General features: G+C 68.5%; 21 protein-coding genes. 4 read left to right on the top strand and 17 right to left on the bottom strand.

The window, feature by feature from the left end; genetic code table 11:
- Positions 1-14: 14 nt before the first annotated feature.
- Positions 15-2,768 (top strand): bifunctional diguanylate cyclase/phosphodiesterase, encoded by a 2,754-nt coding sequence (locus PSQ40_RS08600; protein WP_273950623.1) that lies wholly within the window; start codon positions 15-17, stop codon positions 2,766-2,768.
- 109 nt (positions 2,769-2,877) lie between these two features.
- Here PSQ40_RS08600 and PSQ40_RS08595 read toward each other — a convergent pair whose 3' ends face one another.
- The 4 genes from PSQ40_RS08595 to PSQ40_RS08580 all read right to left on the bottom strand — a co-directional run bounded on the left by PSQ40_RS08595 (position 2,878) and on the right by PSQ40_RS08580 (position 7,092).
- The gene (locus PSQ40_RS08595; RefSeq protein WP_273950621.1) at positions 2,878-3,846 is read right to left on the bottom strand and encodes a Bug family tripartite tricarboxylate transporter substrate binding protein; all 969 of its coding nucleotides are present in this window, start codon (positions 3,844-3,846) and stop codon (positions 2,878-2,880) included.
- Between the two features lie 289 nt (positions 3,847-4,135).
- Positions 4,136-4,396, bottom strand: a complete 261-nt coding sequence (locus tag PSQ40_RS08590; RefSeq protein WP_273950620.1) for a DUF2783 domain-containing protein — start codon at positions 4,394-4,396, stop codon at positions 4,136-4,138.
- A gap of 16 nt (positions 4,397-4,412) precedes the next feature.
- Positions 4,413-6,107 (bottom strand): FAD-dependent oxidoreductase, encoded by a 1,695-nt coding sequence (locus tag PSQ40_RS08585; protein WP_273950617.1) that lies wholly within the window; start codon positions 6,105-6,107, stop codon positions 4,413-4,415.
- Between the two features lie 28 nt (positions 6,108-6,135).
- Positions 6,136-7,092 carry an MBL fold metallo-hydrolase gene (locus PSQ40_RS08580; RefSeq protein WP_273950616.1) on the bottom strand — a complete coding sequence of 319 codons (957 nt, stop codon included), beginning with the start codon at positions 7,090-7,092 and terminating at the stop codon, positions 6,136-6,138.
- Between the two features lie 163 nt (positions 7,093-7,255).
- Here PSQ40_RS08580 and PSQ40_RS08575 point away from each other — a divergent pair, with 163 nt between their 5' ends.
- Complete coding sequence (locus tag PSQ40_RS08575; RefSeq protein WP_273950614.1) at positions 7,256-8,056, top strand: IclR family transcriptional regulator; 801 nt, start codon at positions 7,256-7,258, stop codon at positions 8,054-8,056.
- On the opposite strand, the gene PSQ40_RS08570 is transcribed toward PSQ40_RS08575, so the two are convergent.
- The 3 genes from PSQ40_RS08570 to PSQ40_RS08560 form a co-directional block, all read right to left on the bottom strand.
- On the bottom strand, positions 8,047-9,516 hold the full coding sequence (locus tag PSQ40_RS08570) for a DASS family sodium-coupled anion symporter (protein ID WP_273950612.1): 1,470 nt from the start codon (positions 9,514-9,516) through the stop codon (positions 8,047-8,049). The genes PSQ40_RS08575 and PSQ40_RS08570 overlap by 10 nt on opposite strands.
- Positions 9,517-9,825: 309 nt before the next feature.
- Positions 9,826-11,319: an amidase gene (locus PSQ40_RS08565; RefSeq protein ID WP_273950610.1), complete on the bottom strand. Its 1,494-nt coding sequence runs from the start codon at positions 11,317-11,319 to the stop codon at positions 9,826-9,828.
- A gap of 239 nt (positions 11,320-11,558) precedes the next feature.
- Entirely contained in the window at positions 11,559-12,929 is a 1,371-nt protein-coding gene (locus PSQ40_RS08560) for an aspartate aminotransferase family protein (protein WP_273950607.1), read from the bottom strand.
- A 110-nt stretch (positions 12,930-13,039) separates the two neighbouring features.
- On the opposite strand from PSQ40_RS08560, the gene PSQ40_RS08555 reads away from it, so the two are divergent.
- Complete coding sequence (locus PSQ40_RS08555; protein WP_273950605.1) at positions 13,040-14,017, top strand: LysR family transcriptional regulator; 978 nt, start codon at positions 13,040-13,042, stop codon at positions 14,015-14,017.
- On the opposite strand, the gene PSQ40_RS08550 is transcribed toward PSQ40_RS08555, so the two are convergent.
- The 10 genes from PSQ40_RS08550 to PSQ40_RS08505 all read right to left on the bottom strand — a co-directional run bounded on the left by PSQ40_RS08550 (position 13,999) and on the right by PSQ40_RS08505 (position 23,769).
- Positions 13,999-14,997, bottom strand: a complete 999-nt coding sequence (locus tag PSQ40_RS08550; RefSeq protein WP_273950604.1) for a TRAP transporter substrate-binding protein — start codon at positions 14,995-14,997, stop codon at positions 13,999-14,001. The two genes, PSQ40_RS08555 and PSQ40_RS08550, sit on opposite strands and share 19 nt — an antisense overlap.
- 209 nt (positions 14,998-15,206) lie before the next feature.
- A complete protein-coding gene (locus PSQ40_RS08545; protein WP_273950602.1) occupies positions 15,207-15,497 on the bottom strand; it encodes a late competence development ComFB family protein in 291 nt (96 codons plus the stop codon).
- A gap of 117 nt (positions 15,498-15,614) precedes the next feature.
- Positions 15,615-16,559, bottom strand: coding sequence for a 2-hydroxyacid dehydrogenase (locus tag PSQ40_RS08540; RefSeq protein WP_273950600.1), 945 nt, complete (start codon positions 16,557-16,559; stop codon positions 15,615-15,617).
- A 68-nt stretch (positions 16,560-16,627) separates the two neighbouring features.
- Positions 16,628-17,659, bottom strand: a complete 1,032-nt coding sequence (locus tag PSQ40_RS08535; protein WP_273950598.1) for a Bug family tripartite tricarboxylate transporter substrate binding protein — start codon at positions 17,657-17,659, stop codon at positions 16,628-16,630.
- Between the two features lie 86 nt (positions 17,660-17,745).
- On the bottom strand, positions 17,746-19,194 hold the full coding sequence (locus tag PSQ40_RS08530) for an aldehyde dehydrogenase family protein (protein ID WP_273950595.1): 1,449 nt from the start codon (positions 19,192-19,194) through the stop codon (positions 17,746-17,748).
- Between the two features lie 64 nt (positions 19,195-19,258).
- On the bottom strand, positions 19,259-20,236 hold the full coding sequence (locus PSQ40_RS08525; protein WP_409338564.1) for a Bug family tripartite tricarboxylate transporter substrate binding protein: 978 nt from the start codon (positions 20,234-20,236) through the stop codon (positions 19,259-19,261).
- Positions 20,237-20,298: 62 nt separating this feature from the next.
- The gene (locus PSQ40_RS08520; RefSeq protein ID WP_273950593.1) at positions 20,299-20,751 is read right to left on the bottom strand and encodes a nuclear transport factor 2 family protein; all 453 of its coding nucleotides are present in this window, start codon (positions 20,749-20,751) and stop codon (positions 20,299-20,301) included.
- Positions 20,752-20,796: 45 nt separating this feature from the next.
- Positions 20,797-21,714, bottom strand: coding sequence for a 5-dehydro-4-deoxyglucarate dehydratase (kdgD, locus tag PSQ40_RS08515; RefSeq protein WP_273950591.1), 918 nt, complete (start codon positions 21,712-21,714; stop codon positions 20,797-20,799).
- Positions 21,715-21,787: 73 nt separating this feature from the next.
- A complete protein-coding gene (locus PSQ40_RS08510; RefSeq protein WP_273950589.1) occupies positions 21,788-22,759 on the bottom strand; it encodes a Bug family tripartite tricarboxylate transporter substrate binding protein in 972 nt (323 codons plus the stop codon).
- A 155-nt stretch (positions 22,760-22,914) separates the two neighbouring features.
- Entirely contained in the window at positions 22,915-23,769 is an 855-nt protein-coding gene (locus PSQ40_RS08505; protein WP_273950587.1) for a FadR/GntR family transcriptional regulator, read from the bottom strand.
- A gap of 398 nt (positions 23,770-24,167) precedes the next feature.
- On the opposite strand from PSQ40_RS08505, the gene PSQ40_RS08500 reads away from it, so the two are divergent.
- Positions 24,168-25,358: a porin gene (locus tag PSQ40_RS08500; RefSeq protein ID WP_273950586.1), complete on the top strand. Its 1,191-nt coding sequence runs from the start codon at positions 24,168-24,170 to the stop codon at positions 25,356-25,358.
- The last annotated feature ends 61 nt before the right edge of the window (positions 25,359-25,419 follow it).

Here is a 25,419-nt window from a genome sequence, read left to right as displayed (position 1 = left end):
CAGCCCGCACCCCCATGGCCCGGCCCACCCGCTCCCCGCCACTGACCGACCCCTCGGTGGGACCGTCGTCGCTGCGGGCCTCGCTGGTGATCGTGCTGCTGGTGCTGGCCTTCACCACGCTGTACACACTGCACACGCTGGAGCAGGTGCGCGACAACACGGTGGCCGAACTGGACACCGTGACCGAACTCGGCGAGAAGTCGATCGACCACTACCTGGGTCTGCTGCAGACCAGCCTGCACGGACTGACCCAGGAACTGCAGGAAGCCGCACCGCGGGCCGGTCAGTACGACCTCAACAAAGTGCGCCGCTACGGTGCCCGCCACCCCGAGTTGGTGGACGTGAGCCTGATCGACCGCCACGGCCAGGTGCTGGTGGTCAGCCGCAAGCAAGCCGACAACCGCCTGCCCTCGGTGGGCCAGCAAGCCAACTTCATCGAAGCCCGCGACGCCATGGATGGCGGGGTCGACTTTGTGCTGGGCCGCCCCGTGCAAGGGGCCTTGAGCGGACGCTGGGTGCTGCCGCTGCGCTATGCCGTGCGCGACGCACAAGGGCAGCTGCACGCCATCGCCTCGGCCTACCTGCCGGTCGAGCTGATGCAGACCTTCTGGCAGGACGCCCCGATCATGAAACGCGCCGCCATCGGCCTGCTCGGTGACGACGGCTACCTGCGCAGCCGCTACCCGGTGCCCGGTGACCAGACACCGGCCATGGTCTATGGCGAACGCCGCCGGGGGGCCTTGTACCGTCACCTGCAGGCCCAGCATTTTCCGCAGCAAGGCGCCACCCAAGGCGTCAACCAGATCGGGGGCACCGAGAACCTCAATGTGTTCCGCCGCCTCACCCACTACCCGATCACGCTGTTCATCACCCTGCCGATGACGGAGCTGTACCGGGTCTGGTGGCACACGGTGCGCACCTCCTACTTTTTGCTGGCCCTGCTGCTGGGCGGCCTGCTGCTGGCGCAACGCATCGCCCGGCGGCGCCAGCGCGAGCTGTACCTGCAACAGCAGCAGGCCCGCAGCGCCCAGACCCGGCTGGCCGCGATTGTCGAGTCCTCCGACGACGCCATCATCAGCCACAACCTGGACGGCCGCCTCAAGTCCTGGAACCCTGGCGCCACGCGCCTGCTGGGCTTCAGCGAATCGCAGGCCCTGGGCCAGCCGCTGGACCTGATCGTGCCCAGCGACCTGGCCGCCGACGAGGCGCGCCACCTGAGCCGGGTGCGCCAGGGCGAGCGCGTGGAGCGCATCGAAACCCAGCGCCTGCACCGCGACGGTCGCCGCATCGACGTGGAGATGAGCATCTCGCCGCTGTGCGACGACCGTGGTGAGGTGCAGGGCATCTCCAACATCCTGCGCGACATCACGGCGCGCAAGACGGCCGAGCAAGCCATCCATGTGCTGGCCTACTTTGACGCGCTGACCGGCCTGCCCAACCGCCGCCAGCTGATGGACCGCCTCGCACTGACCCTCGATGAGGCCCAGCGCCTGCAGTCGGTGGGGGCGCTGATCTTCATCGACCTGGACCACTTCAAGGACGTCAACGACGCCCGCGGCCACGCCGTGGGCGACGCCGTGCTGTGCCACGCGGCGGCCACCCTGACCCAGCTGCTGCGCAAGGGCCAGACCGTGGCACGGCTCGGTGGCGACGAGTTCGTGGTCCTCGCGCCCGCGCTGGGACAGGACCTGGCCAGCGGGGCCAGCACCGCCCTGCGCCTGGCCGAACAGGTGCGCAACGAACTGGCGCAACCCTTCGAACTGGACGGCCAGCCCTACACCCACAGCGCCAGCCTGGGCCTGAGCCTGTTTCCGTTTGGCCAACAGACCCCGGCCGACCTGCTGCGCGAAGCCGACACCGCGATGTACCAGGCCAAGGCCGCAGGGCGCAACCGGCTGGCCTTCTTCGAGGTCGGCATGCAGACCCACATCGAAGACCGCCTGGCGCTCGAAAACGAACTCGCCCAAGCCATCCCGCAGCAGCAGCTGCAGCTGCACCTGCAAGCCCAGTTCGATGCCGAAGGTCGGGTGGATGGTGCCGAGTTGCTGCTGCGCTGGCAGCACCCCGAACGCGGCCTGGTGCCGCCGGACCGCTTCATCCCGGTGGCCGAGAAGACCGGCCTGATCATCGCGCTGGGCGACTGGGTGTTGCAGCAAGCCTGCGCCCTGCTGGTGGGTCTGCGCGCGCGCGGCCTGAACACGCCGCTGTCCATCAACGTCAGCCCGCGGCAGTTCCGCCAGCCCGACTTTGTGCAGCGGGTCCAGGCCGTGCTGGCCGACACCGGAGCCCCCGGTTGCGGCCTGGTGTTTGAGGTCACCGAAGGCCTGCTGATCGACGACCTGCAGGAGACCGTGAGCCGCATGCAGGCGCTGGCCGAACTGGGCATCCGCTTCTCCATCGACGACTTTGGCACCGGCTACTCGAGCCTGGTCTACCTCAAGCGACTGCCGCTGTACGAGCTGAAGATCGACCGCAGCTTTGTGCAGGACACGCCTGGCGACCCCAACGGCACGGCCATCGTGCGCATGATCCTGTCGATGGCCAAGCACCTGGGGCTGCGGGTGGTGGCCGAAGGCGTGGAAACCCAGGCCCAGGTGGACTTCCTGGTCAGCAGCGGTTGCGACGCCCTGCAGGGCTACCTGTACGCCCGCCCGACCCCGGCCTGGGCCTGGCTCGAGGCGCAGGCCGCACAGCCGCCGGCCCCGGAAACACCCCCAGAAACACCCGCAGAGACAAGCCCGGAAACGGCCGTGCCGCCCCCGCACTGACCCCCACCCCAGGGGCCTGCGTGCGCCCCTGGCGCAGCCGCGCCAGGCGGGGCACCGACCGGCAGGCGGCCGGCCCGCGAGGGGGGCCGGCCATGGGGCGAGCCCGAACTCAGTCCAGCTTGACGCCCACCTGCTTGATGACGCGGCCCCATTTTTCGCGCTCGGCCTTGGCAAAGCCCGCCATCTGGGCCGGCGTGCCCGGCAGCGGCTCGACGCCCAGGGCCTGCAGGCGCGCCTTGACCGCGGTGGCGTTGAGGGCCGTCTGCAAGGCCTTGCTGAACTGGGCCGTCACCTCGGGGGGGGTGCCGGTGGGCACCACCAAGCCTTGCCAGGCATAGCCCTCAAAGCCCTTCAGGCCTTGTTCCTGGAGGGTGGGCACCTCGGACGCCGTGGCCACGCGCTGCGGGCTGGCCACACCGATCGCCTTGAGCTTGCCCGCGTTCAGGAAGGGGTAGACCGAGGCACTGTCGACCCACATGGCCGGCACCTGGCCACCGATCACGTCCTGGATGGCGGGTGCGGCCCCACGGTAGGGCACATGAGTCAGCTTGAGGCCGCTTTGCTCGCGGAACAACTCGCCCACCAGGTGGTGCGGGCTGCCCGGGCCAGCCGAGGCCCAGTTCACGCTGTCCGACTGGCCTTGGGCCCAGGCGACGAACTCTTTGTAGTTGCTGGCCGGCACCTTGTTGGAGACCACCAGGAACATCGGAAAGCGCACCAGCAGGCCCACCGGCTGGAAGTCCTTTTCGGCGTTGTAGCTGAGCTTGCTGAACAAGAAGGGGTTGGCCGCCAGCGTGGCGAAGTCGGCCGAGAACATGAGGTTACCCAGGTCCTTGGAGCGGGCCGTGTACTCGGCCGCAATGTTGGTGCCCGCGCCGGGCTTGTTGTTGATGATGATGGTGCGGCCCAGGGCTGTGCCCATGGCCTCGGCAATGGTGCGGGCCACCACGTCCGAACCGCCACCCGCGGCATAGCCGACCACCCATTCAAGGGGCTTGTCGTTGTTGGCCAGGGCCAGGGGGGCGGTGGCGGCCAGGGCCAGCGCCGCGAGGGTGCTCAGGAAGGATTTGCGCAGCATGGGAAAGGTCTCCGTGGTGGGGTCTTGTGGGTGGGTGGATGAATTCAGGGCGCAGCTCGCCCCCCACCGGGCTCGGCCCGGTGTCAGGTGATCTGTGCCGCAGCAACTGGGGGCGGTGCTCAGAGGCTGAGGGGGCTTGGGCCGTGTCCGAAAAGCACCTCAAAACGCCCCCGCGCCGGTCGCCAGGTGCCACCCTGGCTCGGGCCAGGGGGCGCATGGACCAACACGAACTGGCGGGTTGCGGGGTGCAAGCCGGGCAGGGACGAAAGAACCTCAGTCGCTCAGTTGCTCAGGCCTCGGCGTGGACCGGGGCCACCGGCGTGATGGCGGCGCGCTCGGCGGCCGTGGTCTCGGCGGGCGCGGGCCCCGAACGCCGGGCCAGTTGCAGCGCCTGCTGCAGCACCTCGGTGTCACCGATGTGGTTGGCCAGCAGCAGCACCAGGCGGGCGTTCATGGCGTGGCTTTGCGCGGTGGACAGGCCGTGGTGGGCCTGGATCAGGCTCTCGTAGAAGTCGTCACAAGCGATCAGGTTGGCTTGGGTGTTGAGCATGGTCGGGGTCTCCGGTTCAGGCCGCCACAGGGGCGTCTTGACGCGCCGTGGTGTCGTGACGCGCCGTGGCGCGGGCCAGCGCGGCGCGCACGCCGGCTTCGGTGGGCTGGCGCCAGCGCGCGCACACATGCTGGTCAGGGCGGACCAGGTAGGCGCTGCCCGGGCGGCCGTCCAGGCGCTGGGTGACCAGGCCCTGGGCGTCGACCAGATCGCTGCCCAGCGACAGGGCCTGCACATGGGGCAAGCCCGCGGCCCAGGCGGGCACCGGACCAAAGCACAGCAGGGTGAAGTCAGGCCCCAGCGCGCGCAGCAGCCAGCCCGGCTGGCCATCGCGCAGCACCGGGGCGTCGAGCAACACGGCCCCGGGCACCTGGCGCGGTGCGTCAAAGGCGTCGGCACCGTGGTCGGCGTCGGGCGTGTTCAGGGCCGACCCATGCAAGGTGGCCGGCACCGACAGGCGCCCGCTGTTGACGATGCGGCGCGCAAATTCGTGCTCGCGCGCCAGGTCCAGCGCGGCGTCGCGGAACAGGCGGCTGATCTCGCTCTTGGGCGTGATGAAGTCGGTGGCGCGGGTCGAGTTGCGGATGTTCTCGTCGGCCGCGTACTCGCGCTCCGGGCCGTAGCTGGCCAGCAGCTCGGCGCCGGCGCGGCCCTTGAGCACCCAGTCCAGCTTCCAGGCCAGGTTCTCGGTGTCTTGCACGCCACTGTTGGCGCCCCGCGCACCGAACGGCGACACGCCGTGCGCGCTGTCACCGGCAAACACCACGCGGCCGTGCACAAAGCGGTCCATGCGCAGGCAGGCGAAGGTGTAGACGCTGGCCCACTCCAGGTCGAACTGGGCGTCGTGGCCCAGCAAGGCCTTGACGCGGGGCAGGATGTTCTCGGGTCGCTTTTCGACCTCGGGATCGGCGTCCCAGCCGAGCTGGAAGTCGATGCGCCAGACGTTGTCGGGCTGGCGGTGCAGCAGCACGCTTTGCTGCGGGTGGAACGGCGGATCGAACCAGAACCAGCGCTCGGTCGGGAAATCCGCCTGCATCTTGACGTCAGCGATCAGGAAGCGGTCCTGGAAAATGCGGCCCTTGCTCTCCAGCCCCAGCATGGCGCGCACCGGCGAGCGCGAGCCGTCGCAGGCGATCAGCCAGTCGGCCTCGATCTGGTAGGGGCCGTCGGGCGTGTCGACCTGCACCGAGGCACCGTCGTCACGCGGCGTGACCGCCTTGACCTGGTTGTGCCAGCGGATGTCGATCAGCGGCAGTTGCAGCGCGCGCTCGACCAGGTAGGCCTCGGCGTAGTACTGCTGCAGGTTGATGAAGGCCGGGCGCTCGTGCCCGTCCTCGGGCAGCAGGTTGAACTGGTAGACCTGCTGGTCGTGGAAGAAGACCTTGCCCAGGTTCCAGGACACGCCTTTGTCCACCATGCGCTGGCCCACGCCCAGGCGGTCCCAGATCTCGAGCGTGCGTTTGGCAAAACAGATCGCACGCGAACCAATGGATAGCCGGTAGTCGTTGTCCAGCACCACCACGGGCTGGCCACGCTGGGCCAGGTCGATGGCCAGGCTCAGGCCGGCGGGGCCGGCGCCCACCACCACCACCGGGTGGCGCGCCGGCGTGGCCTGGTCCTGGTCGGCGCTGCGCCGGTAGGGGAACTCGATGGCCTGCACCTCAGGCCCGGTGCCGCGCAAGGCGTCAAAAGGAATGTCTTGGGGTTTCATGGAACGTGTCTCCTCACCTCGAACGGGCTCAGCCTTCCAGGGCTTTCCACATCTGGATGTCGCGCTCGGCGGTCCAGATGCGCGGGTCCGGGTACTGGGTGGCTTCGTCGTAGGCGCGCGTGACGTCGAACGGCATGCAGTGGTTGAAGATCACCCACTGGCCGTACTTGGGTTGCAGCTTGGCGAAGGTCGCTTCGTAGACCTTGCGCAGGTCCTGCCCCGCGGCGGCGCCGGCCTGCACGCTCTCGTACAGGTCGCTGATGAAGGCGCGCGTACCGGCCAGGCCGGCCTGCACCTGCTCGGGCGTCTGCAGCGCGGCACCGCGGCCGGGCACCAGCTTTTCAGGCTGCAGGGCGGCGATGTTGTCCAGCGTCTGCGGCCAGTCCTTGAAGTAGGCGTCGCCCGCGTAGGGGGTGGCATCGAACTCGACCAGGTCGCCCGAGAACAGGATTTTTTCTTGCGGCAGCCAGGCCACGGTGTCGCCCTTGGTGTGGCCGCGGCCCAGTTGCAGGATCTGCACCTCGACGCTGCCCAGCCACAGGGTCATCTTCTTGTTGAAGGTCAGGGTGGGCCAGGTCAGGCCCTCGGGCACGCTCTCCACGTTCTGGAACAGGCGCGGGAAACGGCCGATCTCGCTGTCCTTGTCGAACTGGCCGCGCTCCACGATCAGGTCGCGCGTGTCTTCGCTGGCGATGATGTGCTCGGCACCGTAGGCGCTGGCGCCCAGCACGCGCACCGCGTGGTAGTGGCTCAGCAGCACGTACTTGATGGGCTTGTCGGTGACTTCGCGGATGCGGCGGATCACGTCCTGCGCCATCACCGGCGTGGCCTGGGTGTCGATCACCATCACCGCGTCGTCGCCAATGATGATGCCGGTGTTCGGGTCGCCCTCGGCGGTGTAGGCGTAGGCGTGGTCGGACAGCTTGTCGAAGCTGACTTTCTTGACTTCGAGGTCGGCGGCGGAGGCGAAGGTCTTGGTGCTCATGGTGGGCTCACAGTGGGTGGTTGTTCAACATAGGCGAATGAATTCACCTAAACGGAATTCTTTGATGTTAGGCAAAAAATTCGTCAATGTCGAATTCATTTGTTTAGGTGAAAACCCTAGACCCAGCGCTGCCCCGGCCTGCGAAGCAGAGACAATCGGGCCCATGAGCAATGCAGAAGACAGTGGTGACGGCGCCGCACGCGCCCCGCGTGGCATCCAGAGCGTGGAGGTGGGCGGCCAGTTGCTGAAGGCGCTGGCCCACACCGGCCGCCCCATGGCCTTGAAGGACCTGGCGCGCGAGGCCGACATGACCCCGGCCAAGGCCCACCCCTACCTGGTGAGCTTTGGCAAGCTGGGCCTGATCGAACAAGACCCCGTCAGCGGCCACTACGGCCTGGGCCCGCTGGCCCTGCAACTGGGATTGATCAGCCTGCAGCAGGTGGACCCGGTGCGGCTGGCGATTGCCGAGCTGCCCTCGCTGGCCCAGCGCCTGGGCCACACCGTGTCGGCCTCGGTGTGGGGCACGCGCGGGCCGACCATCATCCGGGTCGAGGAGGCCCCCACCCCCGTGCATGTGGCGATGCGCCACGGCACCACGGCCTCGGTGCGGCACACCGCGTCGGGCAAGGTGTTTGCGGCCTTCCACCCGGCCGAGCCGGTGGCCGAGGCCCTGCGCCTGGACGGCCACGCCGGGGCCCTGGACGACCCGGTGTTCCAGGCCGAGTTGCAGGAGGTACGGGCCCGTCAGTTGGCGGTGGTGGACCGGCAGTTGATTGAAGGCGTCAGCGCCCTCGCCGTGCCGGTGTTTGACGGCTTTGGTCAGCTGGTGCTGGCCCTGGCCGCCATCGGCCCCAGTGCCACGCTGGACCTGCGCCCGGACGGCCCCAGCGCCAGCCTGCTGCGCGACTGCGGCCGCCAGCTGTCACAGCGCCTGGGGGCGCCGCGCGCCAAGACTCACCAGTAGCCCAACACCTTCCACCACAGGCCCCCCACCAGCGTCCAGACCAGCAGGTTGACCACGCTCATGGCCAGGCCAATGCGCCACCAATGGCCCAAGGTGACGAAGTTGGAGCCAAACACAATCGGTGAGGTGCCCGTGGCGTAATGGGTCAGCGTCATCATGATCGACGAGGCTGCGGCCAGCAGCAGGGCCAAGGGCATGGCCGGTGCGCCCAGCGCCAGCCCTGCCGCGTAAAAGGCGGCAAACATGGCCGTGATGTGGGCGGTGGTGCTGGCGAAAAAGTAGTGCGCGTACAGGTAGACCCCGATCAGCAAGGCCGAGGCCCCCGCCCAACCCAGGCCCAGGTGGAGGATGCCGTTTTGCACCAGCGTGGAGAACCAGGCAATCAGCCCCAGCTTGTTCAAGAAGGTGGCCATCATGACCAGCGCGGCAAACCAGACGATGGTGTCCCAGGCCGATTTTTCCTTCAGAACATCGTCCCATTGCAAAACGCCGCTCACCAACAGCAAGGCCAGACCCAAGGCGGCGGCGGCGGTGGCGTCCACCTCCCAGTGCGGCCCCCACAGCAGCGCCGGCACCCCCACCCACAGCAACAGCAGCAAGGCGAAAACCGCCAGCAGGATCTTCTCGGCGCGGTGCAGGGGACCCAGTTCATCCAGGCGGGCCTGGGCAAACACCCGCGCTTGTGGGGTGTCCTTGACCTCGGGTGGGCTGAGCCAGTACAGGACCAGCGGCATCAACAGCATGGCCGCCAGACCAGGCAGCAACATGGCCCAGGCCCAGGTGGTCCAGGTCAGCGAGACCTGTGCGCCGGTGGCTCGGCTGATGAAATCAACGATCAAGGGGTTGGGCGCGGTGGCCGTGACGAACATGGCCGAGGAGATCGGGTTGGCGTGGTAGTTGACCAGCGCCAGGTAGCGGCCCATCTGGTGGTGCGTACCCTGCTCCGGTGTCGAGCCAAAGCTGGTGGCGATCGAACGCATGATGGGGTGCATGATGCCCCCGCCCCGCGCGGTGTTGCTGGGGGTGACTGGCGCCAGCACCAACTCGGAGAAGGCCAGCGCATAGCCAATGCCCAGGGTCTTGCGACCGAACAAGCGCATGAACAGGTAGCCGATGCGGGCGCCCAGGCCGGTCTTGATGAGCGCGCGCGACAGCATGATCGACAGGCCGATGAGCCAGATCAGGGGGTTGCCAAAGCCACTCAACGCGTCGGCCATGGCCACCGACGGCGTGCTGTGGGTGACACCGGTGATCGCCACCAACACGATCGCGATGATGGCCAGCGCGCCAATGGGCATGACCTTGGCAATGATGGCCGCGATGGTGCCGACAAACAGCGCCAGCAGGTGCCAGGCCGGCGCCGTCACGCCCTGGGGCACGGGAATGCCCCACCAGATCAGGAGCACCAGCCCCACAATGGCCACGGCCGAGCCCAGGCGAAGCGCGGTGCTTGGTTTCACAAAGGGGCTCCTTGCGCACCAGGCCCGCTGGCGCACGGAGCGTGCAGGGGCCTGCGCTTGACACATCCATCGGCCACCCCTGTTGGGGTGGAAAGGGCTCAATATGGCAGAAGCCCGGGGGGCGGGCGTGTTTCCTGGTGTTTCAAGTGCATCGTTGTTGGAGCCGGCTCGCGCCAGGCTCGGTCGCCAAGCCCGGCCTCGCCCCCAGACCCGCCCCCCGGCCCGACGCCTCGGCCAGCCCACCAGACCCGCCGGGGGCGCCTGCAGGGGCACCGCCGCCGCACCGCTGCGCAGCGGCCGCCGGCCCCCTCACAGCCAGGGGCTGCGCACCTTCGAGAACCCACCCGCCTGGTCGTAGGCGTGGCCCAGTTGCAGCACGGCCAGGTCGGCCTGCGTGGGGCCGATGAGTTGCAGGCCCACGGGCCAGCGGCCCTCGGGCCCGCCCAGGCCAGCGGGCACGCTCAGCGCGGGCAGCCCCGCCAGGGTGGCGGCGACGACCACCTCCATCCAGCGGTGGTAGGTGTCCATGCCACGACCGCCGACCTCGGCGGGCCAGTGCTGTTCGGCCTCGAAAGGGAACACCTGGGCCGAGGGCAGCACCAGGTAGTCGACCTGCTCGAACAGGCTGCGCAGCGCCTGGTACCAGTGGCTGCGCACGCTGGCGGCACGGAACACGTCCTGCCCGCTCAGGGCCAGGCCGCGTTCGATCTCCCACACGGCCTCGGGTTTGAGTTGGGCGCGGCGCGCCGGGTCGTGGTAGAGCACCGCGTAGTTGCCCGCCATCTGGAAGGCGCGCAGGTCCAGCCAGGCCGTCCAGACACGCTCCAGGTCAGCCTGCGGACGCACCGCTTCGACCGTGCACCCCAGGCGCTCGAAGTGGCGCAGCGCCTGCTCGCACAGCGGCAACACGCCGGGCTCGGTGGCCAGGTGGCCGCCCAGGTCGCCCAGCCAGCCAATGCGCGTGCCCTTGAAGTCCCGCTCCAGGGGGCCTGCATAGACCCGGGGGTCCTGCTGGCGCGTCAGTGGCTGGCGCGCATCAAAGCCCGCTTGCACCGACAACAGGAGGCCCAGGTCGGGCACGTTGCGGGCCATCGGCCCGCTGACGCCGAACTGCTGGAAGAACACCTCGTCGGCCGGGCCCTGCGGCACGCAGCCCACCGAGGGCCGAAACCCAAACACATGGTTGAACGCCGCGGGGGTGCGCAGCGAGCCCATCATGTCCGAGCCATCGGCCAGCGGCAGCATGTTCAGGGCCACGGCCACCCCGGCGCCGCCGCTGCTGCCCCCGGCCGATCGGCTGGGGTCGAAGGCATTGCGGGTGATGCCGTAGACCGGGTTGTAGGTGTGGCCGCCCAGGCCGAACTCAGGCGAGTTGCTGCGCCCGATGAACAAGGCGCCCGCGGCGCGCATGCGCTCGAACACCTGCGCGTCGAGGCGCGTGCGCTGGCCCTTGAACAGCGGCGAGCCCCGCGTGGTGATCAGCCCCTCGACCGGGGCAATGTCCTTGGGGGCCTGCGGGAACCCGTGCAGCACGCCCAGGCTCTGGCCGCGGGCCAATTGGGCGTCGCGCTCGCGTGCCAGGTCGCGCAGGGGCTCGGTGTCGGCCAGGGCCACCAGCGCATTGACGCGGGGGTTGTGGCGCGCGACCTGGGCCTGGAAAGCGTCCAGCACCTCCAGGCACGACACCTCGCGCTGGTGGATGGCCCGCGACAGGGCGACCGCGTCCAGCTGCACCACATCATGGAGGGGGGAAGAAGCGGGGGATGGCGCCGATGCGGCGCGTTCAACAGGCGTGGAACTCATGGGGGCAGCTTAATCAAAAAGACCCCGGCCCGGGCAGCCGGAGCAACCCGGAGGCCGGGCCCACTGAGCGGGGTCCACAGCGCCGGACCAACAGAGCCGGAACAACCTAGCCGGGGCAGCGCCGGTGGGCACACCGCCCCCAGCGCTTCAGCATCGGCGCCTCACGACCAGCACCCCAGAATCAGCGCCCCACGACCCGGGCCGCCGGCACGGGGACCGGCCACCCGGGTTCAGCGCCTTCAGGCGGTTTCAGCCAGGGCGTCGCCCAGCGCGTTGATGAGGCGGTCGATCTCGGCCTTCTCGGAGATGAAGGGTGGGGCCAACTGGATGGTGTCGCCACCGTAACGCACGTAGAAGCCCTTCTTCCAGCACGCCATCGCCACCTCGTAGGGGCGCTTGGCCGGCTCGCCGGGCACGGGGGCCAGGGTGATGCCAGCGGCCAGGCCGTAGTTGCGGATGTCCAGCACATGCTTGGCACCGCGCAGGCTGTGCACGGCGGTCTCGAAGTACGGGGCCAGCGCGCGCACGCGGCCGATCATGTCTTCCTTTTGCAGCACATCGAGTGCGGCCAGGCCAGCGGCGCAGGCCACCGGGTGGGCCGAGTAGGTGTAGCCGTGCGGGAACTCGAGCATGTAGTCAGGACCGCCAACCGACATGAAGGTGTCGTAGATCTCTTTGCTGGCCAGCACGGCACCCAGCGGCTGCACGCCGTTGGTGATCTGCTTGGCGCAGTTGAGGATGTCGGGTGTGACGCCAAAGGCCTCGGCCCCGGTGAAGGCGCCGGCGCGGCCAAAGCCGGTGATGACCTCGTCAAAAATCAGCAGGATGTTGTGGGCGGTGCAGATGTCGCGCAAGCGCTTCAGGTAGCCCACGGGCGGGATCACCACGCCGGCCGAACCAGAGAAGGGCTCGACGATGACGGCCGCGATGTTGGACGCGTCGTGCAGCGTGATCAGGTCCAGCAGGCGGTCGGCCAGTTCGGCGCCGGTCGGCGGCATGCCCTTGTAGAACGAGCCCGCGGGCGGCTGGGTGTGCGGCAGGTGATCGGCTTCAACGCCCTGACCGAACAGCTTGCGGTTGGCGCCAATGCCACCGACCGAGATGCCGCCGAAGTTCACGCCGTGGTAGCCCTTTTCGCGCCCGATCAGGCGCGTCTTGCTGGCCTGGCCCTTGGCGCGCCAGTAGGCGCGGGCCATCTTCAGCGAGGTGTCGGCCGACTCGGAGCCCGAACCCGTGAAGAACACGTAGTCGAGACCGGCGGGGGTCAGTTCCTTGAGGCGGTTGGCCAACGCAAAGCTGCCCGGGTGGCCGTGCTGGAAAGCCGGTGCGTAGTCGAGCTTGGCGATCTGGCGGCTGACCGCCTCGTTGATGGCGGGGTGGCTGTGGCCCAGCCCCGTGCACCACAGACCCGACAGACCGTCAAAGATCTTGCGCCCGTCGGCATCGGTGAAATACGCCCCCTTGGCCTCCACGATCATGCGCGGGTTGGCCTTGAAGTTGCGGTTGCCGGTGTAGGGCATCCAGTGCGCGTCGAGCCAGGCAGCGTCGGTGCGCACCCCCGATTCGGAGGCCGGGGCCGGGGCAGCGGGGTCAGCGGTGAGGAGGGTCATGGCGGTCAGGCTGCGCGACGAACGCAGCGATCAGGTGAAAGAACTTGTTCATTTTTCATGCGCTGGTTATTCTTGAAAATAGCTCAATATCAATACTTACTTCGCACTTTATGCAAGTAACACCCCCACCCGCCCGCCCCGCCAAAAACCGCGCCATCCTGGGTCAGCTCAGTGACATGGACATGCGCCTGCTGCAGGTCTTCAAGACCGTGGTGGAGTGCGGCGGCATGTCCGCCGCCGAACTGGAGCTGAACATCGGCAGCTCCACCGTGAGCCGCCACGTCAAGGACCTGGAAACCCGCCTGGGCCTGGTGCTGTGCCGGCGCGGCCGGGCCGGCTTTGCACTGACCGGCGAAGGCCAGCGCGTGTACGAAGAGACCCTGCGCCTGCTGTCCGCGGTGGACGGCTTTCGCGCCAGCGTGGACGACATCCACCAGCGCATGGGCGGCCAACTGGAGCTGGCCCTGTTTGACAAGACCGCCAGCAACCCGCGCGCGCGCATCCACGAAGCGATCGCCTTGTTTGCCGAGCAGGCGCCCGAGGTCAAGCTGGTGCTGCACGTGGCCTCGATCAACACGATCGAGCGCGGCATCATCGACGGGCGCTGGCAGGTGGGCGTGATCCCGGCGCACCGCAACTCGCCCAGCCTGCTCTACGCGGATCTGTTTGGCGAAACCATGCAGCTGTACTGCGGCCAGCGCCACCCCTTGTTTGGCCAAGCGCACGCGGAACTGGACTGGGACGCGCTGCGCCAATGGCCATTTGCCGGCCTGGGCTACCACTCGCCCAACATGGCGCTGAGCCACCAGGCGCAGCTGACACGCAGCGCCACCGGCTTCGACCAAGAAGCCATCGCCACGCTGATCCTGTCGGGCCGCTACCTGGGCTTTTTGCCCGACCACTATGCCGAGGCCTTCGAGCGCCGCGGCCTGATGCAGGCGCTGGCGCCCGAACGCCTGCAGTACAGCTGCCAGTTCGTCAGCCTGCTGCGGCGTTCACCGCAACCGGGGCGGGCCGCGCAGTGTTTTTATGAGTGCCTGGTGAAGGCGCACCAGCCCCCGGCGCCGACTCAGCCGCGGCGCGCGTAATACCCCAGCAGGGCCTGGGTGCCGGGGATGCCGGCCTTTTGCGCCCACTCACGGCCAAAGCGCTCGCCGAGCTGGTCGAGGGTGCGGCGCAGTTCGGCGGTCGGTGCCACGATGCGCACCTTTTGCTCGGTCAAGACCTTCTTGGCCGCCTCGTCGGCGTCACGGGCCATCTGCCAGCCCTGCTGCTCGGCCTGGCGGGCCGCCTCGAGCAGCTCCTTTTGCTGGCTGGGGCTGAAGCCTTGCCAGACCTTGTCGCTGACGCAGACCATGTTCTTCGGGATCCAGGCGCGCAGGTCGACAAAGTACTTCATGACGCGCCAGGCCTGGCTGTCCACCCCGGTGGTGCTGGAGGTCATCATGGCGTCCACCTGCCCGGACTCCAGGGCCTTGGACAGTTCATTGGCGGCGATGGTGGTCGGCACCGCGCCGGAGAGTTCGGCCAGGCGTTTGGTGGCGTCGTTGTAGACGCGAAAGCGCAGGCCCTTGAGGTCGCTCAGCAAGGTCACGGGGCTGCGGCTGTACAGGCCCTGACCGGGCCAGGGCACGGCGTACAGCAGGCGCACGCCCCGGCTCAGCAGGTCGTCGCTGACCGCCTGGCGCGAGGCTTCCCACATGTGGCCCGCGTCTTCAAAACCGCGCACGATGAACGGCAGCGAATCCAGCGCCAGCAAGGGGTACTTGCCGCCGTACGACGACATCAGCACCTCGCCAAAAGCGATCTCACCGCCCGACAGGGCCGGCAGCACCTCGGCCATCGGCTTGAGCTGGGCGTTGACCGACACCTCGATGGGGCGCCCCAGCAACTCGCTGGCGCGGCGCGCGAACTGGCGCAGGTTCTGGGTGTGGAACACGGCATCGCCGTAGGCCCCGGAAAACCGCAAGGCCGGCGCCTGGGCGCGAACCACCCCCGGCGCACCGAGCGCCAGCGCGCCCCAGCCCAAAGAAGCGAGCGCCTGTCGGCGCGCAAGGCAATCAGACACGGGAAAACCCTTGGTTGTTGAAGCTGCCAAATGATAAGGAAGGCCACGCCCGACGCCTGCCCATCACCCCACCGAAGGGCTCAAAAAAGAGAAATTGGACCGAATGTGTCAGCGCTGGGCCACACCCCGGGCCACCCCGGCCCGCGCGCCGGGTCGCTCCCCGCGTGCCGCCAGCGGCCCGCACAGCGGCACCCGCTGCGGCCCCCTGGTCAGCCGGCGGCCTGGCGTTTGGCCGCCCGCTCGGCCACAAAGCGGAAGCCAAAGGACAGGGCCTCGTCCATGGCCTTTTCGATGCTGTGGCGCTCTTTCTCGGTCAGGTAGAACATCAGGTCGACGTCGTGGCGCACATAGCGCGCCGGCAGGCGGTTCAAGGCCACACAAGCCACATCGGCCAGCATGTCGTGCGTGAAGTCGGGGTGGGCATCGGCCCGGTGGCTGACTTCTTCGAACACCAGTCGTTCATAGAAATTGTGGATCTGTTCAAAGTCGCTGATGGCCATGGTCGTTGCTCCTGGAGGATCACGGGCGCCCGGCCCGCACTGATACGCCTTGAAACCTTACCAGCCTGCCGGGTTGCGGGCAAGCGCGCCCTGCGGGGGCGCACCGGCCGAAGGGTTTCAGGCCGCCGACACCAGCGTGCCGTCGGCAAAGAAGCGGGCCAGGTTGTCCAGCACCCGGTCGGCCATGGCCTGGCGGGTCTCGTGGGTGCCACTGGCCACATGGGGCAGCAGCACCACGTTGTCCAGCGCGCGCAGCGCGGCCGGGACATGCGGCTCGTCCTCGAACACATCCAGGCCTGCGCCTGCGATGGTGCGGTGGCTGAGGGCCTGCACCAGGGCGGCCTCGTCGATCACGCTGCCGCGCGCCACGTTGACGAGGAAGCCCTGGGCCCCCAGCGCGCTCAGCACCTCGGCATTGACCAGGTGGTGGGTGCTCTGGCCGCCAGCCGCCGCGATGACCAGGAAGTCGCTCCAGCGGGCCAGCTCCAGCAAGGACGGCTCGAAGCCGTAGGACACGCCTTCAGCCGGTTGGCGGTTGGTGTAGTGCACCGCCATGTCAAAGCCCGAAGCCCGGCGCGCGATGGCCCGGCCAATGCGCCCCAGGCCAAAGATGCCCAGCTTTTTGCCGCTGACCCGGGTGCTCATGGGGAACTTGCTGCGCTCCCAGTCGCCGCGGCGCACAAAGCGGTCGGCCGCGCTGAGGCCGCGCGCGGCGTCGATCAACAGGCCAAACGCCAGGTCGGCCACGCAGTCGGTCAGCACCTCGGGGGTGTAGCCCACGGCCACGCCCTGGGCGCGGGCGGCTGCGACGTCGATCTTGTCCAGGCCCACGCCGAAACTGGAGATCACCTTCAGGTTCGGCAGCGCCTGCACCACGGCGTGCTCGACCCCGATGGCGGCCGAGGTGACCAGGGCCTGGAACTCGGCCCCATGGGCGGCCAAAAAGGCCTGCGGATCGGCCTCATCGGCCAGGCAATGCACCTGGTAACGGGCGGCCAGGGCCTGCTCCAGAGCAGGCATCTGGCGACCGATCTGCAACAGGCGAACAGCGGAAGAAGACATGAAAAAAACCTCGGTATGAAAGTCAGCTCAACAGGGTCGGTGCCCCAGCGCCAAAGCGCTGGCGGGGCTCAATCCACCTGGATGTTTTTGTCGGCAATGATCTGCGCGTAGCGCTTGCGGTCATTGGCCATCAGCTTGGCGAAGGCGTCCGGGGAGTTGCCCACCGGCAGCGCGCCCAACTCGGCCAGGCGCGCCTTGACCTCGTCGCTGGCCAGCACCTGGCGCACGTCAACGGCAATCTTCTCCACCACGTCCTTGGGCGTGCCCGCAGGGGCCAGCAGACCAATCCAAGAGATGGAGTTGAAGTCAGGCACAGCGCTCTCCGCGAGCGTGGGCACATGGGGCAAGGCCGGCACCCGGGTCTTGCCGGTGACGGCCAGGGCGCGCACCTTGCCGGCCTTGAGGTGGCCGCTGGATTCGAGCACGGTGGCGAAGCTCAGCTGCACATGACCCGCGATCAGGTCGGCCACGGCCGGGCCGCCCCCGCGGTAAGGCACATGCAGCACCGAGGTGCCGGTGCCGCTCTTGAACATTTCGGCCGCCAGGTGCATGGAACTGCCCGCGCCCGAGGTGCTGTAGCTCATGCCATCGGGCTTGGCCTTGGCCAGCGCAATGAACTCCTCCACCGTCTTGGCGGGCACCTGGGCGTTGACCAACATCACCAGCGGCAACTCGGCCACCAGCGTGATGGGCGCGAACGCTGTGTCGGGGGCATAGGGCAGGTTCTTGTACAGCGAAGGGTTGATGGCCTGGGTGCCGATGTTGCCAAACAGCAGCGTGTAGCCGTCGGCCTTGGCCTTGGCCACGAAGTCAGCACCGATCACACCCGCCGCCCCGGCCTTGTTCTCGACGATCACCGACTTGCCCCATTTCTGCCCCAGGCGCTGGGCGATCAGGCGGGCCCCGGTGTCGGTGCCCCCACCGGGCGGAAAGGGCACCACCAGGGTGACCGGGCGCTCGGGGTAGCTGGCGGCGCCCTGGGCACTGGCCAGCGCTGGCAAAAGGCCCAGGCCAAGGCTCAGGCCCAGGGCGCAGACAGCGGCCAGGCGGCGCCGCTGCGGCGCAGCGGGCAGGTTGGAATGGGATGCGTTGGGGGTCATTGTTTTGTCTCCTTGAAGGGCTTGCAGCGCCGCCGTTGCGCGGTCGGTGGGGCCACTCGGCGCCCCAGCGACCGCGCCCTGCCGCGTCAGGCCAGGGTGTAGGCCGTCTTCACCGTGGTGTAGAACTCCTGCGCATAGCGGCCCTGCTCGCGCGGGCCGTAGCTGGAGCCCTTGCGGCCCCCGAACGGGACGTGGTAGTCCACCCCGGCGGTGGGCAGGTTGACCATCACCATGCCGGCTTGGGCGTGGCGCTTGAAGTGGGTGGCGTACTTCAGGCTGGTGGTGGCGATGCCTGCCGACAGACCGAACTCGGTGTCGTTGGCCACGGCCAGGGCTTCTTCGTAGTGCTTCACCCGGATCACGCTGGCCACGGGACCAAACACTTCTTCGCGGTTGATGCGCTGCTCGGGCGTGGTGTCGGTGATCAAGGCCGGGGCCATGAAGAAGCCGTCATGGCCGCTGCCGGTGTGGCAGGCCACGCGTTGGCCGCCAGCGGCGACGGTGGCGCCTTGCGACTTGGCGATCTCGACATAGCTCAGGTCTTGCTCCAGCTGGGCCTGCGACACCACTGGGCCGATGTCGGTGCCCGCAGTCAGCGCGTCACCAACCTTCAGGCTGGCCAGGCGCGCCGTGACGCCGGCGATGAACTGCTCGTAAATGCCTTCGGTGACGATCAGGCGGCTGCTGGCGGTGCAGCGCTGGCCGGTCGAGAAGTAGGCGCTCTGCACGCTGAGTTCGACCGCCTGCTTCAGGTCGGCGTCGTCCAGGATGACCTGTGGGTTCTTGCCGCCCATCTCCAGCTGCACCTTCTTGCCGCTTTGCACGCAGGTCTCGGCAATGCGGCGTCCCACGCCCACCGAACCGGTGAAGCTGATGGCGTGGATGCCCGGGTGCTTGACCAGGGCGTCGCCAATCACACTGCCCCGGCCCATGACCAGGTTGAACACCCCCGCGGGGATGCCGCTGCGGCTGATGATCTCGGCCAGCGCCCAGGCGCTGCCCGGCACCAGGTCGGCAGGCTTGAGCACCACACAATTGCCGAAGGCCAGGGCCGGCGCGATCTTCCAGGCCGGGATGGCGATGGGGAAGTTCCACGGCGTGATCAGGCCCACCACGCCGATCGGCTCGCGCGTGATGTCCACGCCGATGCCGGGGCGCACCGACGGCAAGGTCTCGCCGCTCAGGCGCAGGCATTCGCCAGCAAAGAACTTGAAGATCTGGCCCGCGCGGGTGGCCTCGCCAATGCCTTCCGCGCGGGTCTTGCCCTCCTCGCGCGACAGCAGGGTGCCCAGTTCTTCGCGGCGCGCGAGGATCTCGGTGCCGATCTTGTCCAGGGCCTCGGAGCGCGCCTGCACGCTGCCCGTGGACCAGGCCGGAAAGGCTGCCGTGGCAGCCGCCACGGCTTGGTCCACCTGGGCCGCATCGCCCTGGGTGTACTCGCCGATCACGTCGGCCAGGTTGGACGGGTTCAGGTTGGGGGCCAGGGTGTGGCCGGCCACCCATTCGCCATGGATGAGGTTCAGGTGTTGGTTCATGTCAATGCTTTCAGATCAGAAAATGGAGAAGCCGGCACAGGCCGGCTTGGGGTCAGGGACAAACTCAATCCGCGGTGATCTTGCGCTCTTCGATCACCTTCTTCCAACGCGCGAACTCGCGCGCCTGGAAGGCCGTGAACTGCTCGGGCGTGTTGGCCACGATGTCGAAACCGATCTCGGTCAACCGGGACTTGACCTGCGGGTCGGCCAAGGCAAACACCAAGGCCTCGTGCAGGCGCTTCTTGACGTCCGCGGGCAGGCCCTTGGGGGCCGCCACGCCTTGCCAGGAATACACCTCGGCGTCCTTGACGCCGCTCTCGGCCAGGGTCGGGGTTTGCGGCAGCAGCGCAACGCGCTTCTCGCCGGCCACGGCCAGCACACGCAGCTTGTCGGCCTTGATGTGGGAGATCACGTTGTTGATGTTCTGGAACGACGCATCGACATTGCCCCCCAGCAAGTCGGTGATGGCCGGGCCACCGCCCTTGTAGGGCACATGCAGCCCGCTGGTGTTGGTCTGCTGCCAGAACAGCACCGCGCTCAGGTGGTCCGACGAGCCATTGCCCGAGGAGGCGAAGGTGATGCGCTCGGGCGTCTTGCGCAACGCCGCAATCAGGTCGGCCACGGTCTTGAACGGCGAGTTCGCGGGCACCACCAGCACATTGGGCGACTGGGCCGCCACGGTCAGGTAGTCGAAGTCGCGCGTGGCGTCATAGGCCACGCCCTTGATCAGGTGCGGCACGATGACATAGGGGCCCAGCGACGCCACCAGCAAGGTGTAGCCATCGGCCGGGGCGCGCTTGACAAAGGTCGCCCCGATGCTGCCGGTGGCACCCGCCTTGTTGTCGACGATGACGCTCTGGCCGAGCTTTTCGCCCATCTTGGTGGCCAGCAAACGGGCCACCATGTCGGTCGAGCCCCCCGGCGGGAAGGGCACCACCACGGTGATGGTCTTGTCGGGGAACGCGGCCCAGGCGGGCACGCTGAGGCAGGCCAAGGCGGCGCCCATCCAGGCACGGCGGCTCAGCTTGGAAAAAATGGTCATGGCAGTTTTTGTCTCGGTTTGAAGTAAGGGGCGCTGGCGCCACAACACCAGCGACCGGGGAATCAGCCCGGCACGCGCAGGGCCTGGCGGGCCAGCAGCTTCCAGACACCGCCCTGCTTTTGCCAGACCTGCAGAACCTTCAGGTCCACTTGGCCGGGCTGGCCGCCGCTCAAGGTACCGCCGACGAAGCGGTGCCGCACCACGGCGACATCACCGGACAGGCGCACGGTCTGCTCACTCAAGGCAATGTGCGTGAAGTCCGAACGGGCACTCAGCAGGTCGCCGACCAAGCTGTCGCGCGTGTCCAGGCGGCCACCCGAGTGCCCGTAGCTCAGCGATTCACTGAGCAGGGCCTCGAGCTGGCGGCGCTCGGGGTCCACCATCAGCACCCGCAGCTGCTCGACGGCCTGGACCACGGCTTGCTCATCGGCAGGGGTCTGAGCCCCCCAGGTGAAGGGGGCCAGCCACACGGCCCCCCACAGGCCAAGAAGGGCCCAACGGCGACGGAGGTGCATCGGGATCGTCTCCTGTCAGTGAAGGGGGTGCTGGCGGCGCTCGCCTCAGAGGGCTTGCGAGCCCAGTTGGCGGATCAGCGCGTCGAGCGCTTCCATTTCGTTGGCCTTGAGGTCGGTCAGCGGGGTGCGCACCGGCCCGGCGTCGTGGCCCACCAGCTTGGCACCGGCCTTGACGATGCTCACCGCATAGCCCTGGCCGCGGTTGCGCAGTTCGAGGTAAGGCAGGAAGAAGTCCTTCAGCAGGCGGTGCTGGGTGGCGTGGTCGTCGGTGCGCACGGCTTCGTAGAACTGCATCGCGGTCTTCGGGATGAAGTTGAACACCGCCGACGAGTACACCGGGGTGCCCAGCGCCTTGTAGGCCGCGGCATAGACTTCGGCCGTGGGCAGGCCGCCCAGGTAGGCGAAGCGGTCGCCCAGGGTCTGGTAGATGGACATCATGAGTTCGATGTCGCCGATGCCGTCCTTGAAGCCCACCAGGTTGGGGCAACGGTCGGCCAGGATCTGCAGCGAGGCTGGGGTCAACTTGGACTGGCCTCGGTTGTAGACGATGACGCCAAACTTGACGCTCTTGCAGACCGCTTCGACGTGCGCGATCAGGCCTTCCTGGCCGGCTTCGGTCAGGTAGTGGGGCAACAGCAGCACGCCGTGGGCGCCAGCCTTCTCAGCGGCCTGGGCGCACTGGATGGCAAAGCGGGTCGGGCCACCGGCGCCAGCGATGATGGGCACCACGCCGCGGCAGGTGTCGACCGCGGTTTGGATGATGCCGGGGTATTCGTCGGCGGTCAGCGAGAAGAACTCGCCCGTGCCGCCCGCGGCGAACAACGCGCTGGCGCCGTAAGGGGCCAGCCATTCGAGGCGCTCGATGTAGCCCTTCTGGTTGAAGTTGCCTTCGGCGTCGAAGTCGGTCAGCGGGAAGGACAGCAGGCCGGAGCCCATGATGGTCTTGAGTTCTTGAGGCGTCATGAGGATGCTCTTCAGAGGGTTGCGATGGATAAAAAGGAAATCAAAAATCGGCGGCTTGCCAGCGGGGCGGGCCTCAGTCCAGCTTGACGTTGGCGGCTTGCACCACCTTGGCCCAGCGGCTGCGCTCCTGGTTGAAGAAGCGCTCTTCCTCGGCCGGGGTCATGGTCACCACCTCGGCGCCCTGCCCCGCCAGGCGGGAGCGGATCTCGGGGCTGCGGATGATGCGGATCAGCTCGGTGTTCAGGCGCGCCACCACCGCGTCGGGGGTGCCGCGGGCCATGCGCACGCCTTGCCAGGTGCCGGACTCGAAGCCCGTCACGCCTTGTTCGGCCAGCGTGGGCACCTGGCCCACCAGCGGCATGCGCGCGCCCTTGGACACCGCCAGCAGCTTGAGCTTGCCGGCCTGCACCTGCGGCAGCGTAGCCAGCATGCCGTTCATGAGCACCTGGGTCTGGCCGGCCACGGTGTCGCCGATCGCCTGCACGCCGCCCTTGTAGGGCACGTACTGCCAGCGCGCGCCCGTGGCCGCCTGCACCGCCACCGCGGCCAGGTGCGCCGCACTGCCCGTGGCCGGGATGGCGAAGTTCAGGTCGCTTTTCTTGGACAGCGCCACCAGTTCTGCAAAGTTGTTGGCCGGCACCGAGGGGTGCACCACCAGCAAGTGCGGCGAGTAGGCCAGCATGGTCACGCCCCGCAGGTCCTTGGACGGGTCGAACGCCAGCTTGGTGTAGACCGAGGGGCTGATGGCCAGGGCGCCCACGTCGCACAGCAGCAGGGTGTAGCCATCGGCGGCGCCACGGGCCACCAGTTCGGCGCCCAGGTTGCCGTTGGCACCGGCGCGGTTTTCGACCACCACCGGTTGCTTGAGGGCTTCGGACAGGGGCTGGCTGATGGCCCGCGCGATGATGTCCGACGAGCCCCCCGGCGGGTAAGGCACCACGATGCGCAGTGGGCGGCTGGGCCATTGATCGGCGGCCAGCGCCGCCCCCGAGGCGGCGAGCCAGGTCGCGGCAGCGATCAGGCCCAGGCGTCTAGTCAAGCTCATGAAGGTCTCCTGTTGGTGCGTCCGCCGCGGGGAAGGGGGTGCCTCCATGCCCTGCTGAAAACGAACGCTGTCTTATGTCGTCAGTCATCGTACAACCAAATTTCAAAAAAATCCAGCCTGTTGCTGGATGGCCCTGTCCGTGGCCGCGAAAAGCGTCAGTCCGACGCGGCGGGGCGGGGGATGCCCTCGGGCGCGGCGGCCGCCTCGGAGGCGGCCTGGGCCAGGGCCTGCGCGCGGCGCAGGCGCTCGCGGCTGTTGGTCAGGTGGATGCGCATGGCGGCCCGGGCCGAGTCAGCGTCCTGGCGGGCAATGGCCTCGAAGATCTCCTCGTGCTCGCGGTTCACTTTTTGCAGGTACTGGGCCCGCAACTCGGGCGCCATGCGCATGGCCGAGGAAATGCGCGTGCGCGGGATGATGGTGGTGCCCAGGTGGCTCATGATGTCGCCAAAGTAGCGGTTGCCGGTGGCCTGGGCGATCTCGAGGTGAAAGCGGAAATCGGGCGACACGGTGTCGCCCCCCTCGCCCACATTGGCCGCAAAGTCATTCAAGGCCTCGCGCATGGCCTGCAGCTGCGCTTCGGTGCGGCGCACCGCGGCCAGACCAGCGGATTCGGTCTCCAGGCTGACGCGCAACTCCAGCACCGCCAGCACCTCCACCGAAGTCGCCATGTCGGACGGGTCGATGCGGAACATGCCGGTGCTGCGCGCCTCCAGCACAAAGGTGCCAATGCCGTGCCGGGTCTCCACCAGGCCCGCCGCCTGCAAACGCGACAGGGCCTCGCGCACCACGGTGCGGCTGACCCCAAAGGCCTTCATCAGCTCGGACTCGGTGGGCAACTTGTCGCCGGGTCGCAACAGCTGGGCCTGGATGCGGCCACTGAAGTCGTCCACCAGGTCGTGCGCCAGACCCCGTGTTCGGCGCCGCCCCGGCCACGCAGCCGCGGGGCTGCCGACCTCCACAGCGGGGGCTTGTGACGGGGCCGGGGACGGGGCATTGAACGACTTGGGCATGGCCCGATGATAAGCGCCCCTCATGTTGTATGACGACATATAACAAAGCACGGGCCGAGGCCGGTCTGGCAGCGACCCGCAGGCGCCAACGCCCGATCTGGACAGTGAGGCCGTCGCCGCCGGGCCCCGGCGTCCCGCCGCCCGCCGCATCCCCACCATCCCGCTCCGCCGCGCTCCGTCCCGTTGGACACGCACGTGGCGGCCCTGGCCGCGGTGGGGCGCCACACAGCGGCCCGGTGCCCGCCCCTGGGGGCACCAACCCAACCGCCGGTACCGAAGCCGGCGCCGTCCGATGGCGCGAGCCCCCACGCGCTGAAATCATGCCCCACGCGGCACGCCCGATCAGGCCCGCAGCCCTTCATCCCCCCCGCCCCTGACTGACGCTAGGAGACTTTCCTTTGGTTTGGCCCCCTTGTCTGCGCCCCCTGGCGCTGGCCGCTCTGAGCCCCCTGGTGGGCGCGCAAGCCCTGCCCCCACCCCAGGTCACGGTGTTTGGTGTCATTGACCTGTCGCGCGAGACCGTGCAGACCCGCAGTGGCCGGTCCACAGGCTTATCCCCCTCCGGCAACAGCAGCAGTTCGCTGGGCTGGCGGGGCAGCGAGAACCTGGGGGCAGGCCTGTCGGTGCTGATCTGGCTCGAAGGCTCGGTCGACCCCAGCAACGGCAGCGGGGCCAGCGGCAGTGCCAGCCACAACCAGGCCCTGGACACGCCCCCGGGCCCCTTCATCCTGAACCGGCGCACCACCCTCAGCCTGAAGGACGGGTCCGGTGAACTGCGTCTGGGCCGCGACGACACCCCGAGCTGGAAGAACTACGGCACGCTGGACCCCTTCAATGGCAATGGCGTTGGCGCCATGCTGCCCGGCTACACCGGGGACGCCGCGGCCAGCACCTTCTCGCGCGCTTCCAACGCGGTGAGCTACTTCCTGCCCGCGGCCGCCACCGGCTGGTACGGCCAGGCCATGGTCGCCTCGGGCAACCAGGCCAGCCAAGCAACACAGAACGGGGTCGACACCTCGCGCAATGGGCGCTACGCCGGTGCGCGCCTGGGCTTCAAACTGCCCTACACCGACTGGGTCTTGGCCACGGGCCGGACACGCTACGCCGCCCTGACCCAGACCCTGGGCAGCAACGCGCTGGCCGGTGGTGGCACCCAGGGCGGCGCCCCGGTGCTGGCCGGGACCTTCATCGACCGCAGCCTGGGCGTGACGCAGCAGTTCGAGGGCGGCACCTTCACCGCCCTGCTGTCGCGCCAGACCCTGCAGGACGTCGGCCAGCCCGGGCAGCAGCAAAGCACACGCGGCTGGGGCGTCGGCCTGCAACTGCCCAGCGGGCGCTACCACCTGCTGGCGTCGTTGAGCGCCGTGCGGCTGGACGGGGCCCAGGCCCGCAAATGGGCCCTGGGTGCGGTGTACGACCTGTCCCAGCGCAGCGCCCTGTACTTCAGCTGGGCCCGCTTGCGCAACACCGGCGGCGCCTCGATGGCGGCCAGCTCCAACAGCTCCAGCGGGCTGCCAGCCGCCTCGGGCCCCGGCAACGTGAACGGCCCCAGCACCGGCTGGGACCTCGGGTTGCGGCTGAGTTTCTGAGGCACGACACACGCGCCAGCCCTGAACACTGCCCGCCGGACCCGGGTCTGGGACCCCACGC

Source organism: Curvibacter cyanobacteriorum (assembly GCF_028649475.1).
Classification (GTDB): Bacteria; Pseudomonadota; Gammaproteobacteria; order Burkholderiales; family Burkholderiaceae_C; genus Curvibacter; species Curvibacter cyanobacteriorum.
This window is presented reverse-complemented; position numbering and strand designations above follow the sequence as displayed.